Below are 18,241 nucleotides of genomic sequence, written 5' to 3'. Positions count from 1 at the left end.
GAATGATCTGAAGAGCACAAAACACACTTAATGCACTCTTCAATTGCACGATGAAATTAACGAAGTTCTGGGGTATCCCAGAGATTCAATTTCACACCAATATTCTTCTCTAACGCATTACGATAAATTTTAGTGGCCCATGCCACGTCTTCCGTTGGCAACCCACCGACAGACAAGATGATAATTTCTTCGTCATTTAAACGCCCCGGCGCAGCACCAGCCGCTATGGCTCCTAGGTCTTCAAGGCTGTCTTTACTCATTAGTCCCTCTTCGACCATATCTAGAAAGCGACAGCCGATGATAGGAATGTACATATGAGACGGTTTTGGCGCTTCTTCATACCAAGCGTCGTATAGACCTGGGTTGTCGAGAATTTTACGAACATCGTCTTTTTCAAGATCTTCGTCTAATCGGCAATAGGCAGGCATAGAAATATACGCCCCTGATTTCACCCACTCTCGCTTCACTATCGGGTAAGTCGACACATCCCCTGTTTCACCTGAGTTGCAGTAAGTGACTATGTCTGAATCACGCACCACCTCTTCAAGGGTATCCACCACTTGTACATTGGTGATTTGTGGAAAAGTGACATTTACCCAGGTTAAAAAGTCATCCAAACTCTTCTGACCACGCCCTTTTACTTTTAAGGTATCAATATTCGGACATACCGCCATAAACGCAGCAACCGACGTTTTTCCCATAACGCCAGGCCCTAATAGACCAATAACCTTTGAGTTTTTACGTGCTAAATGACGCGCTCCCACACCTGGAACGGCTCCTGTGCGATAGGCCGATAATAAATTGGCAGACATATGGGCCAAGGGTGCGCCAGTATCGACATCGTTTAGTGTCATCATCAAAATGGAGCGTGGTAAACCCCTTTCACGATTTGCTATGTTTGAGCCATACCACTTCACGCCACATGTTTGGTAATCGCCCCCTAGATACGCCGGCATCGCCATCAAGCGACGATCTGGCGTATGATGAGGCATGTTAGGAATGTCAGATGTCTCAGGGAATGTCACCATAGCGCCATGGGAATCATTGTTGGCTCCAGCCATCCGATAGTCACCCTTATAAAGCAGAGCAAACATCTCTTCCATGGTGTCGACGCAAGTCGGCATATCGGTTACGCCCGCCTTGATCATGTCTTGTTCAGAAAGATAGATAAAATCGATTTTTGTATTGTCAGACATAGCATCACCCAAAATATAAAATTGAATAAAATTCTGCTAATTCGAAAATTACTTTTTAGAAACCTAACAAGCTCTATAAAATAAAAATGAATGTTTAGCAGGCATTTCGATATTAGTAATACCGATTTATTTCGTATTGTATTTTTGGGACATAAGACTATAAATATTACCAAAATAATATTGGCACTTAATTTGCTATATGTAATAGATTACATAAATGTCAGGTTATACGTATGTCTACTCATGAATTGTTATCCAATTTAAAAAGCATTCGTTCTAAACAACCTTGGATGGTACTCAGTGCTGCACAAAAGTTTTCCCTTTCGAATGCTCGCAATGCGTCTATCTCACATTTTTACAGCTTTGAGGTGAAAGACGATGATGAGGCTATTTTTGCGATTCCTGACGGCTGTGTAGATATTCTTTTTGATTGCGACAGCAGCCGGCCAAGCGCCAAGGTATATGGCACGCCACTGGAAGCCACCAGCATACCATTCAATCGCGGTCATCGTTATTTTGGGGTGCGTTTTTCTGCCGGCATAATGCCGGATTTTCTAGCCACGTCGGCACAAGAACTGGTCTGCAACGAACACACCCTAAATGAAATAAATCCCAATATAAATCAATTATTTGAACAAATAATAAACACAGAATGCTTTACTGAACAAGTCGCCTATTTTGAACAATTCTACGGGCACCAAGAAGCACGAAAATGCTCCGCAACAACGTACCAAGTAATGAAAAGTATTTATCAGCATAACGGCAATATAAAAATACAAGATATGGAAGCACTAACCGGCTACACAAGACGCACTATCCAACGCTTATTCATTGATGACATTGGCGTATCACCGAAGCTTTTTAGTCGCATCGTACGCTGCCAGTCTGCGGTTTATAATATCAATCACAGCGACCACCTTGAGCTTTCAAATTTAGCCTTTGATCTAGGTTTTAGCGATCAGTCTCACTTTCAAAAAGAGTTCAAGAAGCTGGTTAGCACCACGCCTTTACTATATAAAAACAGTGTAAAACATGATGACTATATTAATAAACTTCATTATTTATGATCCAAACTAGAGCATAATTTAGTTACACACAACAAAATAGTGCATGAAAATATTTAAACCATAAAAAAAGTATTAAATAATATTGGTCAATTTAAATTGTATTTTCCAATTTAAATTGCATTGAAATTCACTCTCATCTAGATTTAAAAAAAGTGATGTGCTTTATTATCTTAATTTAGAAGAATTGAAAATAATTTGATTGTACTTTATATAAAAAAGCCCCAGCCTTTGACAACTGGGGCAACACTCAACAACTATCAATGAAAAATTGGAGCTCTAATATCCTTACTGGTGTGAAAACCTGCATCATCTTCAGATTTTCACACTTACTTCCACATCGCCTAGGCTGCCCAAAGGGAACAAAGAACAACCCCTACAACATGGATTCAGTATAAGAGTTTTTTTGTCAATGTATGTCAGTGCGCTGAAACTGCTTAGTAAATCTTGTCAGACTGCTGTCAGGAATAATTCTTTATTCGTGGCTTATCACCCAACAACCCTATTTATAACAGACACTTAGCCGGCTATTACGTCGGAAGTTCTAGTTCATAAAGAGCATCATGAACAGTTTCCATCTTTTCTTGCATCACTTGCTGAGCGTCCCTCAGGCCTTTGTTATAATAAGTGGCAGAAAAATTATCAGTGATGAAATCCAATAGAAATTCGACATCAAAAGCCCCAACACTCAGGTCAAACTCTTGTTCTAAATAAGATTTTAATTGGTCAGTCATCTTAACCTTATCCGCCTCATCTAGCGTTAATTTACTCATAACCTCTCTCCGTTAAGGGTAATAATAAGCGAGCGTTCGCCCCCTTGGTCTCGATGCTCTCCTAAATAAATGCCTTGCCAAAGACCCATGTTGAGCTGGCCATTGCTAATCGGTATCTGCACGCTTGCACCAAGCAAACTGCTTTTTATGTGGGCGGGTAAATCGTCGTCACCTTCGTCATTATGACGGTAATAGGGCTCACCTTCTCGCACTGCCCGGTTGAAATAGCTTTCGAAATCCTCGCGCACGGTAACATCCGCGTTTTCGTTTATCGTCAGTGAGGCAGAGGTGTGTTGAATAAAGACATGGCACAAGCCGATTTTTATCGTCCGTAGCTCAGGTATAGCGCGGATAATATCGTCTGTAATGAGGTGAAAACCTCTTGGCTTTCTTGGCAGTGTAAGCTCTTTTTGATACCACATAGTACACCTTGCTGATGATGATTTAAGACAAAAAACCCCATGCTCAGCCGCTGATTCATGGCTGCACATGGGGCTATCCTATACTATCCAGAAGCATGAATAAAAATACGCTTTACTTAATGATCCAGACTCAACGGTTTAATGACTCAATAACTTAATGACTCAATGCTGGGTCCCAATCTTTCCAGATGACTTCACGCCCTTGGCGGCGGATCATCTCTGCGATGTCGTCCACCGATCGCTCATCACTGATCTCAAATTGCTCCAACGCTTGTGGAGCGTCTTCTGCATACCCCCCTGGTTGGGTTTTGGATTCAGCACTCATGGTCGTAAAGCCCATCCGCACCGCATGATCTCGAAACTCAGCCGACTCTCGCGTGGATAGACTCATTTCAAGATCCGCATCAAATAAACGCCACGCCGCAATCAATTGCACCAGCTGACGATCAGAAATCACTGATTTAGGCACTATGCCACCAGCGCAAGGACGAATACGAGGAAACGCTACGCTAAAACGACTGCGCCAATAGCGCTTTTGCAAATGACGTAAATGCTTAGCCATCATGATCGAGTCAGTACGCCAATCTTCTAATCCTAATAAAACACCTAAGCCAATTTTATGAATACCAGCCTGACCGATGCGATCTGGGGCATCGAGACGATAATTAAAATCGGACTTATTTCCGCGTAAATGATGCTCTAAATAGGTTTGTCGTCGGTATGTTTCTTGATAGACCAACACCGCATCTAAACCAATACCTTGCAGGGTTTTATATTCTTCAGATTCTAGCGGCTGCACTTCCATAGAGAGCTGACTAAAGTGCGGCTTAATCAAGGGAATCATGCGCTTGAAATACGGCATCGATACCTTATTCGTTTCTCCCGTGACCAACAAAATACTGTCAAAACCTTTGCCTTTGATCGCCGTCATTTCTTTGGCGATATGCCCTTCGTTTAAGGTCAGTCGCTTAATCGCATTGCTCATGGAAAAACCACAATAGGTGCATTCATTCGCGCAGGTATTCGACAGGTATAAAGGGGCAAATAAGCTCACTGTGTTACCAAAACGCTGTTTCGTCAGTTGCTCCGATTTTGCCAGCATTTGCATTAAATAAGGCTCTGCAGCAGGCGAAATAAGCGCCGCGAAGTCATTAATGTCCAAGCGTTTCTTAGCCAATGCAAGTTTAACGTCCTGATCGTTTATTGACTCATGCAAACGGCTGGTCTGCTGCCAAGACTGCGCGGCCAGCACAGCACTAAATTGCCCTTCGACCTCAGGACTCTGCGGGCAAATATGAAGTGTTTTAGCGGTACTCATGACAAGCTACCAACAAAATCTGTGAAAGGGCTAGACGCTTGCGCCTGCTGACGCTTTTCACCCAAGCCAGATTCATACGCCAAGCGCCCTGCTTCTACCGCCATTTTAAAGGCCAAACTCATTTGCGCAGGATCTTGCGCCACGGCCATTGCGGTATTCACCAGCACCGCATCGGCGCCCATTTCTAACGCTAAGGCCGCATCCGATGGTGCTCCGATACCCGCATCCACAATCACGGGCACCTGACTCTGCTCAATAATAATTTCCAAAAAGGGTTTGCTAGCCAAGCCCATATTAGAACCAATAGGCGACCCGAGTGGCATCACACATTGGCAACCGACTTCTTCCAAACGTTTACATAACACTGGATCGGCATGCACATAGGGCATCACTATAAAGCCCTGCTTGACGAGCTCTTCTGCGGCGGCCAAGGTTTCAATCGCATCAGGCATTAAATACCTAGGATCAGGATGAATCTCTAACTTAACCCAGTTAGTCTCCAATGCTTCACGCGCCAATTGGGCGGCAAACACCGCCTCTTTTGCAGTGCGAGCACCTGAGGTATTGGGCAGTAACTTAATGCCATGCTGCTGCAATGGCTGAAGAATATTGTCACTTTGGTGTTTTAAATCCATACGACGTAACGACAAGGTAACCAGCTCACTGCCACTGGCATTGATCGATGCCATCATCGCCTCAGCGCTGGCGTATTTACCGGTACCGGTAAATAATCGTGATTGAAATTCATGACCTGCAATCATTAAAGATGACACGTTAACCTCCTGCAATAGATTCAAAAATAAACACATTCATATTGTCTTCAAGCAGGGTCGTGGCCCATACGCTTTTAGGCACCACGGCGTGATTGATCGCCACCGCAATGCCTTGAGACGGTTTCTCAAGTTGTTGCAATAAATCCGCTAGCGTCTTGCCAACACAAGACATTGGGCTGTCATTCACATAAAGCATGATTTCGTTACTCATCAAGAAGCGCCTTTTCGGTTTGATACACAGACAATAGATCGCGCGTGGCTTGCTCTGGGTTCAGAGCTTTCGTAATCGCGGTCACCAAGGCTACACTGTCGACCCCTGTTTTCAGTACAGGAGCCACACGCTCAGCACTGATACCGCCAATGGCAACCGTCGGATAAACACCTTTGAGCAAGGCAGCATAAAGCGCTAACCGTGTCAGCCCTTGTGGCTGTGATGGCATGTCTTTGGTTTGCGTAGGAAAAATATGACCCAGTGCGATGTAACTGGGGTTGATCTTCATCGCGTTGGCAATTTCAAAATAGCCGTGGGTGCTGATACCCAGCGCCAGTCCTGCTTGGCTAATGGCCGCCAAGTCAGCAACCTCTAAGTCTTCTTGCCCAAGATGAATACCAAAAGCACCATGTTCAATGGCCTTTTGCCAGTAGTCATTAATAAACACCTGAGCCTGATAACGCTGGCCAAGGGCCACCGCACTTTTAATTTGGCTGTCTAATGTCGACGTACTAGGGTCTTTAATACGCAGTTGAGCCGTGGTGGCGCCATTTTCTAGCACCAATTCCAACCACGCTAAAGAATCGACCACCGGGTATAAACCAAATTTCTGTTTATCGATCGTGGCAAACGTTAGCCTACTCGCGGTTGTTTTAGATTCGACGGCGCCTGCTTGGCCGTCGCTTAACTCAGTCACGGTCGGTAAGTACTGAGTTTGATTAGGCCAGCCAGCATGACCATCAAGATCACTGGCCAAATAGGTTTGCGCCATGGTAGTGGCATCCAGCTCGTCGTAACCATGACCTAAAAAACAGGCCATTGAAAAAGCTCGGCGGTAGGATTGCGCCTGTGTTAAAGCAACAGAGTCACAGGCAAACGAGAAATCGTACATTTTCTGCTTCGTCACATACCACACCGATGAATCCTGCTCATCGGTCAACAGCCACACAGCGTCAGAGACTGCAAACCAAGGCACTAACGCGGTATGAACATCTGCTACAGACGTCGTATCGTGACAATCTATTAAGCAATCAAGCTGACGCTTCGGCGCTAGAACGACATCCGTACAGGCGAGTAACTCACTCAAAAAGCGCTGACAATTCACATTGCTACCAAGGTCAGCATTGAGCACCACAACCACTGACGGCAATAACGCCTTGATATGCTGAAGCCATTTAGCGCAGCACACGACCAATTCGTTGGATGGCAGTGCATGCAGATAAATGACATCGGGCATAGATTGATCAAGCAGCGTTTGCCATTGGTCATCGAACTCGACAAATGAGCAGGGGTAAGTGGACGCGCCTGCTTGCTGATAACTGTCGATATACTTCATAACACACGGTAAGTGCTCGGCAATCGACACAGATAAGGCAAACGAGTCAGAGCAAGATTGACGTGCGCCAACCTGCCAAATAACGGGAAGTTTATTCATGTTATCTCTCAACCTAAGCCAACTTGTCTGTGATTAACTTGTCTGTGGTCAAATAGACATCACTGCCCAACTCACGAAACTGCTCAGACATTTTCTGCATACCCTCTTCGGCATCTTGCTGTGCCGCTGCCGCTTGATCTTCTAAGCCTTTGGCATACTCACGTACTTCTTGAGTGATTTTCATAGAGCAGAATTTCGGACCACACATAGAGCAAAAATGCGCGACTTTACCAGACGCCTGAGGCAAGGTTTCATCGTGATAAGCGCGCGCTGTGTCTGGGTCAAGCGCAAGATTAAATTGGTCTTCCCAGCGGAACTCAAAACGCGCCTTCGATAACGCATTGTCACGTACTTGAGCGCCGGGGTGACCTTTAGCTAAATCCGCGGCATGGGCGGCGATTTTGTAGGTAATCAAACCTTCTTTAACGTCTTCTTTATTCGGTAACCCCAAATGCTCTTTGGGCGTCACGTAGCACAGCATGGCACAGCCATACCAACCAATTTGCGCGGCGCCTATACCAGAGGTAATGTGATCGTAACCCGGTGCAATGTCTTGAGTGAGCGGCCCTAAGGTATAAAATGGCGCTTCATGACAATGTTCCAATTGCTCGGTCATGTTCTCTTTGATCAACTGCATTGGCACATGACCAGGGCCTTCGATCATCACTTGCACATCGTATTCCCACGCCACTTTCGTCAACTCACCTAGGGTGCGCAGTTCTGACATTTGTGCTTCGTCGTTGGCGTCCATAATCGAACCGGGGCGTAAGCCATCGCCCAACGAAAGTGACACATCGTAGGCGGCGCAGATTTTACAAATATCGCGAAAACGCTCATACAAGAAGCTCTCTTGATGGTGAGCCAAGCACCATTTCGCCATGATGGAACCACCACGAGACACTATGCCGGTTAAGCGCTTTGCCGTCATAGGTACAAAACGCAGTAACACACCGGCATGAATGGTGAAATAATCCACGCCTTGTTCAGCCTGCTCGATTAAGGTGTCTTTAAAGACTTCCCAATTAAGCGCTTCAGCCACGCCGTTCACTTTTTCTAACGCTTGGTAAATCGGCACAGTACCAATGGGCACTGGAGAATTACGCAAGATCCATTCGCGGGTTTCATGGATGTTTTTACCGGTGGACAAATCCATCACGGTATCAGCACCCCAACGGGTTGACCAAACCAACTTTTCGACCTCTTCTTCAATGGAAGATGTCACCGCTGAATTACCAATGTTGGCGTTCACTTTTACCAAAAAGTTACGCCCAATGATCATCGGTTCGCTTTCTGGGTGATTAATATTGGCAGGAATAATAGCGCGACCAGCGGCCACTTCATCGCGGACAAATTCTGGCGTAATGCGCGTTTGGATATTGGCGCCAAAGCTTTGTCCAGGATGCTGCTTGCGTAATAACTCACTTTTTATGGCGTCTAAATTTTGATTTTCACGCAGCGCAATGTATTCCATTTCAGGGGTAACTATGCCTTGTCTAGCGTAGTGCATTTGAGTGACACACTTACCTTTACGGGCTTTTCGTACTGTCAGTAAATTTTGAAAACGCAGGGATTCAAGGGCAATATCCGTCAATCGCGCTTGAGCAAATTCTGACGACACATGGGGTAATGTTATGGAGTCTTGACGGCGTTCAATCCAAGGCGCACGCATGGCCGCCAAGCCTTGGTGCACATCTATATTGGCTTCTGGGTCTGCATAAGAACCTGAGCAATCGTACACGTAAATCGCTTCATTAGGTTCGAAGGTCAAATTATCTGGATCTGAACCGATTGGCGTATCCGTCAGATTGATTTTGCGCATTGGCACGCGAATGGACTCTTCTGATCCCGTAAGGTAAATACGCTCAGACGCAGGAAAAGGCCTTGCTTGTAGGGATTCGATAAAAGTTTTGGCATCAAGACGCGCTTGATCTCGGGTTTTTTTAGTGATTTTTTGTGAGGTTGACATAAGCAGTTCCTACTATGAAAAAATAGAGAATTGCTTGTCTGGGTGCTCGATTACGACAAAAAATACCCATTATTAACGGGATTTAGTTCGCAAAAAAGATGAGCCCTGTGGAGGTATTAAAAGATGATAAAAAGAACGCGACATCAAATTAACAACCTTCACAGGAGTTCATTTGATGCAGATAAGAAAAATAGAGACTTTCTTGTTTCCTACGCGGGTGTTAACCCGATCAGGTTCTGCGGATCCCGCACTTAATGATGCGATCTCAGCCAAATGGCACTCCGACAAGTGCCAACGAGTATACCCAGTCTTTCTCTAATGTAAACACTCAGCGCCCACATTAGAGTCGACCAGGCGATCAAAAAAAAACAATAAGAATGGTTCTTTTTGTAGCCCTAATTACTCAGATATACCCCAATGTTTAGCTAAAGCCATTTTATCTGAGCCTTCAAGCCAAGCATTGATTTTGTTAAGTAATTGCTTATTATCTTTCTTGACCATATACGCTTTAACACTTGAGGTGCCCGCTAATATTTGTTTTGAAGAAACACAAAAAACACCTTTTTCTTTTAGTTGATAATAATTACCTTCAATCAAATCAGTAATCATCACATCGGCTGTGTTTTCACGAATCCCCTGTAAATTAGCAAAATTATCTTTGGTTCTAATAATCTTCGCATTTGTAATATGGGAATCAACGTAGGCTTGGTTCGTCCCACCTGGGTTTACAATCACACTAACATTAGGTTTATTGATTTCTTCTAGTGTTTGAAGTGACTTAGTATTCGCACAGTTAGTCAGAATTATTTTGCCATTTTTAGCCACGGAATCAGACAAATAAAATTGTTTTTCACGCTTCTGCGTTTTCGTTACACCACCAGCCGCTACATCAAATTTGTCAGCGGCAAGATCTGCCGACAGCGTTGGCCAGCTCGTCTTAACAAAATGCACTTTTAATCCCATTGATTTTGCTAGTCGTGTCGTCATATCGACATCAAAGCCTTTTAATTCTCCCGTTTTGCTGTGAAACGTTAACGGTGAATAGTCGCCTGTCATGCCTACTTTAAGCTCGCCACTTTGCTGAATTTGATCCCAAGTGCGTGCATGTGCAAGCTGAGAACCCAACAAAACCAAAGAGGCAAGAGACAAAAACTTAACCATGTTTTTTTTATTATTTTTAAATGACATATGAATACATCCATTGTTTGATTGATATCGCTCTAATTAATCACTTTTATCAGAAATTAATTTACTCATTCTATCTTGGATTTTTTTAAGGTTTGAACCTATTCCATTATGTATTTTGCATTTCTAGTGCCATTTTATAAAGATAATTCTTCTTCTCACCCGTTAATTTAGCCGCCATTGCCGCGGCTTGCTTAACCGGTAAATCTTCTAACAAGATCCCCAAAATACGCTTGGCTTCAAGTTCTTTTTCATCACCACTTTCTTGCGTAAAACTCAGCATTACCACGAACTCGCCGCGCATTTGGTTCGCATCGGCATCAAACATCGCGAGTATTTCCGCCGCCGTACCCGATAAAAAAGTTTCAAACGTCTTAGTAACTTCTCGAGCAAGCACGAGTCGAGCATCGTCACCGTAGACACTCAAAACATCCTTAATTGAATCATAAATACGATGGGTTGATTCGTAAAATACTACGGTTCCCGCTTGCGTTTTCCATGAGTCAAACAAATCACAACGCGCTTTGGACTTCGCTGGTACAAAGCCTGCAAAAAAGAATTGGTCCGTCGGCAAACCTGAGGCACACAAAGCAGAAATCAAAGCACAAGCACCTGGTACAGGCGCAACAGTTAACCCTCGAGCCCGCAAAAAGCTGACAATGTGATAACCTGGGTCAGAAATAAGCGGCGTTCCAGCATCCGACACTAAGGCCACGCTTTTGCCCTCTTCGAGCAAACTGGCGACGTACTCGGATTTGTCTTTTTCATTATGATCGTGGATCGAAAAAAGCTTCGCCTCGATACCAAAGTGATTCAATAGACGGCGCGTATGACGCGTGTCTTCTGCGGCAATATAGTCTACTTCCCGTAAAATCTTTTCAGCTCTTCTACTAAAATCATCAAGATTACCAATCGGAGTTGCAACTATGTATAGCGTGCCCCTCACATCATCTGAACTATGTGCTACCATACTGCCTCTTTTATCTGTCATTTTATGAGCTTATGAGCCTAATTAATCTCCGCATCATATCATTAACCGTCTGTGCATTGCTGCTAAGTGCTTGTAGCTCGACGAATTTAAATAGATCTCAGGACAATTCACCTCAGTACGCACCACCTGGAAGCCAAGAAAGTGGAGCGCCTGACAGTATTTATCACCCCTATAAAGCGCCAAAAGAATTAACAGACGCTTATGACAATGCCCTACAAAGCTATAAAGATGGCGATTACCTAAAAGCCCGAGACGCACTAGGTGATAAAATATTAACTACGCCTTCACGCATACAGTTTAAAGCATTGTTACTAGCATCACTTATTGCAGCGAAGCGCGATGATCCAATGAGTGCAATGGATTTATTAGCCCAAGCTGAAGCACTACCATCCGCTAATGAAACTGAAAACCAAATACAAATAAGTGAAACAAAAGCCACTATTTTTGAACACACTGGCAATTGGTCAGAAGCCATAAAGCTACGCCTTTCTCTGGACGACACTTTAACTGGGGATAACAAAAAGCTTAATCAAGCTCAGCTATGGACATCGATCCAAAATCTGACAGATACGCAAGTACTAGAACTGAAGCAAGCCAACCTACCCAACCTCAACGGCTGGCTCACTATCAGTAATATTTTACGCAACCAAACGCTTTCCATAGAGCAACAACTTGTACAGTTTCAACAATGGCAAGGCCAACACCCAGAACACCCAGCTGCAATTAACCCGCCATTGGACTTCCAAATTATTGCAAAATTAGGTGAAACCCCGCCAACTAAAATCGTATTAATGTTGCCGATGAGTGGCAAACTGGAACGCGCTTCTCAAGCGATTATTAAAGGGTTCTTCTCCGCTTATTATCACCAAACAAATAAACGTGCTGACATCGCCATTGTTAACACCAATGATTATAAAGAAATAAGCGACGCCATAGCGGCAGCCAATCAACTGAATCCCGACGTGATTATTGGCCCTCTTAAAAAGAACAACGTTGCACGCATTAGCCAAATGAACTTAGAACATCCAGTCATTGCGTTAAATCAGCTTGAAAGTAATGCCAAGGTACAGAACCTATTTTATTTCTCACTCAGCTCGGAAGACGACATACATGAGCTAATTAGTTTTGCAAAACAAGCCGGGGCAAAAAAAGCCGCTATTTTAAGCACCCAAGACACCTGGGCATTACGGCAGAGTGATGAATTTCTTCAGACCGCACAAAAAGACAATATTAGTGTAACGGCTAACCTTTCATATAAGAACACATCAAGCGATCGCCAACGCGCCGTTCAAAAGCTCTTACTAATAAATGAAAGCAAGCAACGCATCGCTCTAATCAAAAGATGGACTGGTGAAAAAGTAGACAGTGTCGTGAGACCAAGACAAGATTTAGACTATATCTATTTTGTTGGCAAACTAAGCGAAGCAAAACAAGTTCGCCCTTTGCTGGATTATTACTTTGCTCAAAGCATTCCAATGCTGTCTAGCAGTACATTAAACGACACACCGCCCGAACAAAATATTAATTTTAGTGATATAGAGCGCATTATTTTTACAGAAATTCCCGCTATCGCACAAAAAAATAACACCCTAAATGAAGTGTCTACTGATCGCGACTCGAATATTTTGCGCCGCTTACACGCGCTAGGTGCCGATGCGTATTTACTCGCTAATCGCTTTCCTTTGTTTGTTCAGTTAAAGAGCACACGACTTTCTGCAAACACTGGCATTATTACTATGGATAAAAATGGTATATTTCATAAACGACCTGAGATTATGACTTACCAAAGAGGACATTTGGTTAATGCCATCAGTACCCAATTTTTTCACAAAGCAGAAACGAGCGACGCCCAAAAATAATGGAGAGAAGGCTGAAGAAGCAGCTGAGCTCTACTTGCAGCAACAAGGGTTACGACTCATTGATAGAAATTATCATAGCCGTATGGGAGAAATTGATCTCATATTCCTAGATAATAAAACCTATGTTTTTGTTGAAGTACGTTTTCGTGCGAATGCATTTCATGGGAGTGCAGCTGAGAGCCTAAACCCCTCGAAACTGAGAAAAATCAGGCTCACAGCTGAGTATTGGCTACAAAAAAATAACAAATCAACAAGTGCCTGTCGTTTTGACGCCATATTGTTTGATCAAGAAATCGACACCCAACATTTAACCTGGCTTAAAGCAGTATTTTAACCATTATGGATTTTCAAGAAGCGATTTACACACAATTTGCTCAAAGCTTTGAAGCTCAACAACAAGCGTTGGAAAGCTTACCACCTTACATAGAACATGCTGCTCGAGTCCTCTTCTCAAGCATTGCTTCTGGTGGCAAGGTCATTTGCGTAGGCAACAGTACTGGTTCACATTTGGCTCAATACTTTAGTACGCTAATGCTGGATAGAATGGACAGAGAACGCCCAGGCTTGCCTGCGATAAACCTAAGCGGTGACGGCGCCGCCCTATTAGCCATTACCCATAGCGACAGCTATCACGATGTTTTTTCAAAGCAAATCACCGCCATTGGTAATCCTGGCGATGTTTTATTTGTCATCGCGAATAGAGGCAATACATCCCCCATTATTCAGGCCATTCAAGCGGCTCATGAGAGGAAAATGAGCATTGTCGCCCTGACGAGCCCAGAAGCTAAAAACGTGTCTTCACTCACATCACGTGACGACACGGAGATAAAGATAAATCTATTAGGCACAGCCCGTGTCCATGAGTGCCAAATAACCGTCATTCACACCTTAATCGACCTACTTGAACGCCAGTTATTTGGTTACGACGAATAAAAAAAGCCTGACATACGACCAAAAAAAAGAGCCTCATATCAAAATAAGGCTCTTTTTCTGAACAACGACAACCTGAGTTAACGTTACTTATTTTACGACTTTCAAAGTAAAGCCTTTTTTCTCTGGTTTAGAGGGCGTAGGCGTAGAAGGTCCCTCAGGAAAGTCCTCCTCAGGAAACACAAAACCATCTCCATTTTCTTTAGCGTAAAGCGCTAATGCTGCTTTTATTGGCACATATACCTGCATAGGCTTACCACTAAAACGCGCTTCAAAAGACACCGCTTCTTTGTCCATAATTAAATGACGCACAGCAGACATACCAATGTTCAAAACAATCTGCCCGTCTTGCACAAACTCTGTTGGGAGAACCGCACCTTCATGGTTAGCATCAACTAAAAGGTAGGGTGTCATATCATTATCAGACACCCATTTGTAAGCAGCATCCAGTAAGTAAGATCTTTTCGGTAACATCATAACTCCTATTGTTTTAGCCTCAACGCATTACAGCTAAACCGATATTTTACACTTCGTTTTTTGAGCTTTTATAATCAATATAAACGCAGCCCTAATAGACCACCATCTCAAATAAATACCAAAATAAACGAACAAAAAAGGAGCCATAAAAGCTCCTTTTTTATATCAAATCATAGACAAATTAGTCTAGACGCATTTCTTCTTCGGCTTCAGATAAACTCTCTTTAAATGACTCACGAGAGAATACTAATTCCATATACTTATGAAGAGCAGCAGCTTGGTCTTTTGGAATATCAACACCAAGTGATGGTAAACGCCACAAGATAGGCGCTAAACAACAATCAACAATCGTGAAATCATCACTCATGAAGTAAGGTTTTTCTTCAAAAATTGGCGATACGCTGATTAAGCCTTCACGCAATTCTTTTTGTGCTTGCGCAACCGCTTCTTTGTCTTTACTGGAAAGAATTAAATCTACCAATTTCGCCCAATCGCGTTGAATACGATACATATACAGACGACTTTCCGCGCGAGCAACTGGATATACAGGCAGTAAAGGCGGATGAGGAAAACGCTCATCTAAATATTCCATCATTACGTTTGGCTCATAAAGAACCAAATCACGATCCACTAATGCTGGTAATTCATTGTATGGATTCACATCAGCCAATTCTGCAGGCTTATTGAATGAGTCCACATCAATGATGTCAACAGTAACGGCTTTTTCAGCCAGCACAATACGCACTCGATGGCTATAGTGATCTTCCCCATCAGAGAAAAACGTCATTGAGGAGCGCTTAGCAATAACACCCATGTAAAACCCCTATCTTAAAAACAACAAAAGCCCAAAAGGGCAAACTAATAAAATGGCCAATTAACTCATCTATTTTAAGACTCATTAATTAGACGCTAATTTTACGCAATATCTCGCCAAAACTCTTTTTTTAGCAGATAAGTAACGAATACAAATACACTAAGAAAAAGCAGTACCTTCAACCCAAGAGACTCCCTGTCCGATCGCGAAGGATCTGAAGCATAAGCCAGGAAATTCGCGACATCATAAGCCACTTGTTTAAATTCTTGATCTGTCAGTTGACCTTTTTTCACCCCATCAACAATATCACACTTTGAATAGCTCGAATTAGTCAATGCAGAATACTTATTGCCTGAAGGTTTTGTTATACCTTGGCAACTCAGCACCCTCTCTCCTTGTAAATGCTCTAATACATTAGGCATCATTGAATCTGGAGAAAGCGCGTTATTCACACCATAAGGACGCGAACTATCCTGATAAAAACTTTGCAGATAACGGTACACCCAATCGGGGCTCCGTCGACCTGCTTCAAGCGATAAATCCGGCGGAATAACGCCGAACCAAGCTTTAGCATCTGCTTTTGTCATTGTCGATGTAATTTGGTCGCCCATTCTAGCATATTTTGGTAATAAATTTTCTTCAAATAATGACTTAGGAATACTTAAATCATCAGCAATACGACTATAACGCACATATTTAATTTGATGACAGCCCGAACAGTAATTTGAATAAATAGCCAAGCCTCTTTGTAGCGAAGCCTTATCGTCATAATTGGGCGTCATTTTCTTGTGCACCACATCCGCAGACAATGCTGCAGAAGCACTCAATATCAGTAAAAAGAAGACAATCACTCGCGACAAAAGATAGCTCATACACTAAACCCTTTCCGGTACAGGTTTGGTCGTTTCATATCGAGTGTACCAAGGCATCAGAAGAAAATAGGCAAAGTACAATAGAGCAAAAACTTGTGAGATCAAAGTAGAAGAAGCACTGACGGGCAGCATCCCAACGACACCCAAAACAAGAAAACTCAAGCAAAACAAGGCTAAGAAAATCTTACTCAAACACCCCTTATAACGTATTGATTTTACCGGGCTTTTATCCAGCCATGGTAAAGCAAACGGAATAATAACGGATGAAAACATAGCCAAGGCACCAATAAATTTAGCATCCAATCCAAAAAGAGAAAATGTCACCGCCCTTAAAATCGCATAAAAGGGCGTAAAATACCAAAGAGGCGAAATATGCTCTGGCGTATACAATCGGTTTGCAGGCTCTAGGTTTGCCTTCTCCAGAAAATACCCTCCCACTGTGGGAAAAAAGAAAACGACCGTACAAAATAAAAATAGAAAAACACCAATCGCAAAAATATCTTTGCTTATAAAATAAGGATGAAATGGAATCGCATCTAATGGAATGTCATTTTCATCACGGTATTTTTTAACATCAACCCCCTTAGGGTTGTTTGAACCGACATGACGCAAGGTAGAAAGGTGTAAAAAAACAAACAACAAAAGCAATATAGGAAAAGCAATGACATGCAAAGCATAGAAACGATTTAACGTCACACCAGAAACAAAATAATCCCCCCTTACCCACTCTTGCAGGCCTACACCGACAACAGGAATACTTCCAAATATCGAGGTAATCACTTGAGCACCCCAATACGACATCTGCCCCCATGGAAGTAAGTATCCAAGAAAAGCTTCAATCATAATAATAAAATAAAGCGTCATCCCAAACAGCCAAACCAACTCTCTTGGCTTTTGGTAGGAACCATACAGCAGACTACGTAGCACATGAACATATAACACAATGAACAATGCCGATGCGCCAGTCGTATGAAGATAGCGAATCAACCAGCCAAAATGCACATCTCGCATAATATACTGAATTGAAGCAAACGCTTTGTCAGGCGAAGGGTCATAACTCATGGCCAACCAAATCCCTGTCAGCAACTGATTCACTAACAGGAAAACAGCTAGCACACCAAAAACATACATAAAATTTAAATTTTTAGGTACGTAGTATTCAGAAAAGTGCTTTTTATACAGTGATTTAATCGGAAAACGCTCATCGATCCAATCGGACAATTGCTCAAAAAAAGCCATTAAACAGCCGCCTTTTGACTGATTCCGATTTCGATTATCGTATCATCTTTAAAAAAATAAGGAGGAACAAGGAGATTAGATTGAGCGGGGTAATTTTTATAAGCTCTTCCAGCCAGGTCAAACCTTGAACCATGGCACGGGCAAATAAAACCACCCCGCCATTTGTTATCCGAATCATCCGCACCAACATCTGGCCGATAGGTTGGAGAGCAACCGAGATGAGTGCAAATACCCACCAAAACAGATATTTCAGGCTTTATCGAACGGTATTCATTCTGCGCATAATCAGGCTGCTGATCTTTATTTGATAATGGATCGATAAGCTGCTTATCTAACGACGCTAAATCCGCTAAATTTTTAGCGGTCCTCCTTACAATCCAAATAGGCTGCCCTTGCCACTCAACCGTCATTTGCTGACCAAACTCTAACTTACTAATATCAACTTGAACTGGGGCTCCAGCGGCCCGGCTCTTACGACTTGGCTGCCAAGAGGTGATAAATGGCGTAGCTATGCCTGCCGCTCCAACCGCACTCAAGGCGCAAGTTGAACCGATAAGAAATTGACGACGCCCTTTATTCACTTCTGCTGCCATTGAATACACACCCTCTTCCAAGACCACTTCACACTAATATATCGTTATATTGAATCACCGATCGAAAAACCATAACTATTTTGCAAAGACTACACACAGTTAAACACATTCCACTTAATAAAT

At 43.0% G+C, this 18,241-nt stretch carries 19 protein-coding genes and 1 riboswitch; of the genes, 4 read left to right on the top strand and 15 right to left on the bottom strand.

Annotated elements, in window-relative coordinates; translation table 11 throughout:
- Positions 1-56: 56 nt before the first annotated feature.
- Positions 57-1,196 (bottom strand): ornithine cyclodeaminase family protein, encoded by a 1,140-nt coding sequence (locus E0D70_RS05010; protein ID WP_133011180.1) that lies wholly within the window; start codon positions 1,194-1,196, stop codon positions 57-59.
- 233 nt (positions 1,197-1,429) lie between these two features.
- Here E0D70_RS05010 and E0D70_RS05005 point away from each other — a divergent pair, with 233 nt between their 5' ends.
- Positions 1,430-2,263 carry a helix-turn-helix domain-containing protein gene (locus E0D70_RS05005; RefSeq protein WP_133011179.1) on the top strand — a complete coding sequence of 278 codons (834 nt, stop codon included), beginning with the start codon at positions 1,430-1,432 and terminating at the stop codon, positions 2,261-2,263.
- Between the two features lie 527 nt (positions 2,264-2,790).
- Here E0D70_RS05005 and E0D70_RS05000 read toward each other — a convergent pair.
- From E0D70_RS05000 to rsmI, 9 genes are all read right to left on the bottom strand, one after another.
- Positions 2,791-3,033, bottom strand: coding sequence for a DUF2164 domain-containing protein (locus E0D70_RS05000; protein WP_133011178.1), 243 nt, complete (start codon positions 3,031-3,033; stop codon positions 2,791-2,793).
- Positions 3,030-3,455, bottom strand: a complete 426-nt coding sequence (locus tag E0D70_RS04995) for a secondary thiamine-phosphate synthase enzyme YjbQ (RefSeq protein WP_133011234.1) — start codon at positions 3,453-3,455, stop codon at positions 3,030-3,032. The genes E0D70_RS05000 and E0D70_RS04995 overlap by 4 nt, the downstream gene beginning before the upstream one ends.
- 154 nt (positions 3,456-3,609) lie before the next feature.
- Complete coding sequence (thiH, locus tag E0D70_RS04990; protein WP_133011177.1) at positions 3,610-4,773, bottom strand: 2-iminoacetate synthase ThiH; 1,164 nt, start codon at positions 4,771-4,773, stop codon at positions 3,610-3,612.
- A complete protein-coding gene (locus E0D70_RS04985; protein WP_276312841.1) occupies positions 4,770-5,546 on the bottom strand; it encodes a thiazole synthase in 777 nt (258 codons plus the stop codon). The genes thiH and E0D70_RS04985 overlap by 4 nt, the downstream gene beginning before the upstream one ends.
- Position 5,547: 1 nt before the next feature.
- Complete coding sequence (gene thiS, locus E0D70_RS04980; RefSeq protein ID WP_240536990.1) at positions 5,548-5,757, bottom strand: sulfur carrier protein ThiS; 210 nt, start codon at positions 5,755-5,757, stop codon at positions 5,548-5,550.
- On the bottom strand, positions 5,750-7,192 hold the full coding sequence (thiE, locus tag E0D70_RS04975; protein WP_133011176.1) for a thiamine phosphate synthase: 1,443 nt from the start codon (positions 7,190-7,192) through the stop codon (positions 5,750-5,752). Before thiE ends, thiS begins: the two co-directional genes overlap by 8 nt.
- A gap of 13 nt (positions 7,193-7,205) precedes the next feature.
- Positions 7,206-9,158 (bottom strand): phosphomethylpyrimidine synthase ThiC, encoded by a 1,953-nt coding sequence (gene thiC, locus E0D70_RS04970; RefSeq protein ID WP_133011175.1) that lies wholly within the window; start codon positions 9,156-9,158, stop codon positions 7,206-7,208.
- 189 nt (positions 9,159-9,347) lie between these two features.
- Positions 9,348-9,452, bottom strand: a riboswitch (TPP riboswitch).
- 105 nt (positions 9,453-9,557) lie between these two features.
- A complete protein-coding gene (locus E0D70_RS04965) occupies positions 9,558-10,346 on the bottom strand; it encodes a transporter substrate-binding domain-containing protein (RefSeq protein WP_207923199.1) in 789 nt (262 codons plus the stop codon).
- 106 nt (positions 10,347-10,452) lie between these two features.
- Entirely contained in the window at positions 10,453-11,334 is an 882-nt protein-coding gene (rsmI, locus tag E0D70_RS04960) for a 16S rRNA (cytidine(1402)-2'-O)-methyltransferase (RefSeq protein WP_133011174.1), read from the bottom strand.
- Between the two features lie 11 nt (positions 11,335-11,345).
- Between rsmI and E0D70_RS04955 the strand changes: the two genes are divergently transcribed.
- From E0D70_RS04955 to E0D70_RS04945, 3 genes are read left to right on the top strand one after another with little or no spacing between them, the layout of a single operon-like run.
- Entirely contained in the window at positions 11,346-13,193 is a 1,848-nt protein-coding gene (locus E0D70_RS04955; RefSeq protein WP_133011173.1) for a penicillin-binding protein activator, read from the top strand.
- The gene (locus E0D70_RS04950; RefSeq protein ID WP_133011172.1) at positions 13,138-13,527 is read left to right on the top strand and encodes a YraN family protein; all 390 of its coding nucleotides are present in this window, start codon (positions 13,138-13,140) and stop codon (positions 13,525-13,527) included. The genes E0D70_RS04955 and E0D70_RS04950 overlap by 56 nt, the downstream gene beginning before the upstream one ends.
- 5 nt (positions 13,528-13,532) lie before the next feature.
- Positions 13,533-14,126, top strand: a complete 594-nt coding sequence (locus E0D70_RS04945; protein ID WP_133011171.1) for an SIS domain-containing protein — start codon at positions 13,533-13,535, stop codon at positions 14,124-14,126.
- Between the two features lie 87 nt (positions 14,127-14,213).
- Here the strand turns inward: E0D70_RS04945 and E0D70_RS04940 are convergent, their stop codons facing one another.
- From E0D70_RS04940 to petA, 5 genes are all read right to left on the bottom strand, one after another.
- On the bottom strand, positions 14,214-14,597 hold the full coding sequence (locus tag E0D70_RS04940; RefSeq protein WP_133011170.1) for a ClpXP protease specificity-enhancing factor: 384 nt from the start codon (positions 14,595-14,597) through the stop codon (positions 14,214-14,216).
- Between the two features lie 184 nt (positions 14,598-14,781).
- Positions 14,782-15,414 (bottom strand): glutathione S-transferase N-terminal domain-containing protein, encoded by a 633-nt coding sequence (locus E0D70_RS04935; RefSeq protein ID WP_133011169.1) that lies wholly within the window; start codon positions 15,412-15,414, stop codon positions 14,782-14,784.
- Positions 15,415-15,515: 101 nt separating this feature from the next.
- Positions 15,516-16,286: a cytochrome c1 gene (locus E0D70_RS04930; RefSeq protein ID WP_133011168.1), complete on the bottom strand. Its 771-nt coding sequence runs from the start codon at positions 16,284-16,286 to the stop codon at positions 15,516-15,518.
- 3 nt (positions 16,287-16,289) lie between these two features.
- Positions 16,290-17,525 carry a cytochrome b gene (locus E0D70_RS04925; RefSeq protein WP_133011167.1) on the bottom strand — a complete coding sequence of 412 codons (1,236 nt, stop codon included), beginning with the start codon at positions 17,523-17,525 and terminating at the stop codon, positions 16,290-16,292.
- Entirely contained in the window at positions 17,525-18,118 is a 594-nt protein-coding gene (petA, locus tag E0D70_RS04920) for a ubiquinol-cytochrome c reductase iron-sulfur subunit (RefSeq protein WP_133011166.1), read from the bottom strand. Before petA ends, E0D70_RS04925 begins: the two co-directional genes overlap by 1 nt.
- Between the last annotated feature and the right edge of the window lie 123 nt (positions 18,119-18,241).

It is taken from the genome of Marinomonas flavescens, from assembly GCF_004352835.1.
GTDB classification, from domain to species: Bacteria; Pseudomonadota; Gammaproteobacteria; order Pseudomonadales; family Marinomonadaceae; genus Marinomonas; species Marinomonas flavescens.
The sequence above is the reverse complement of the archived record's forward strand: the minus strand, read 5'-3'. Positions and strand labels throughout refer to the sequence as shown.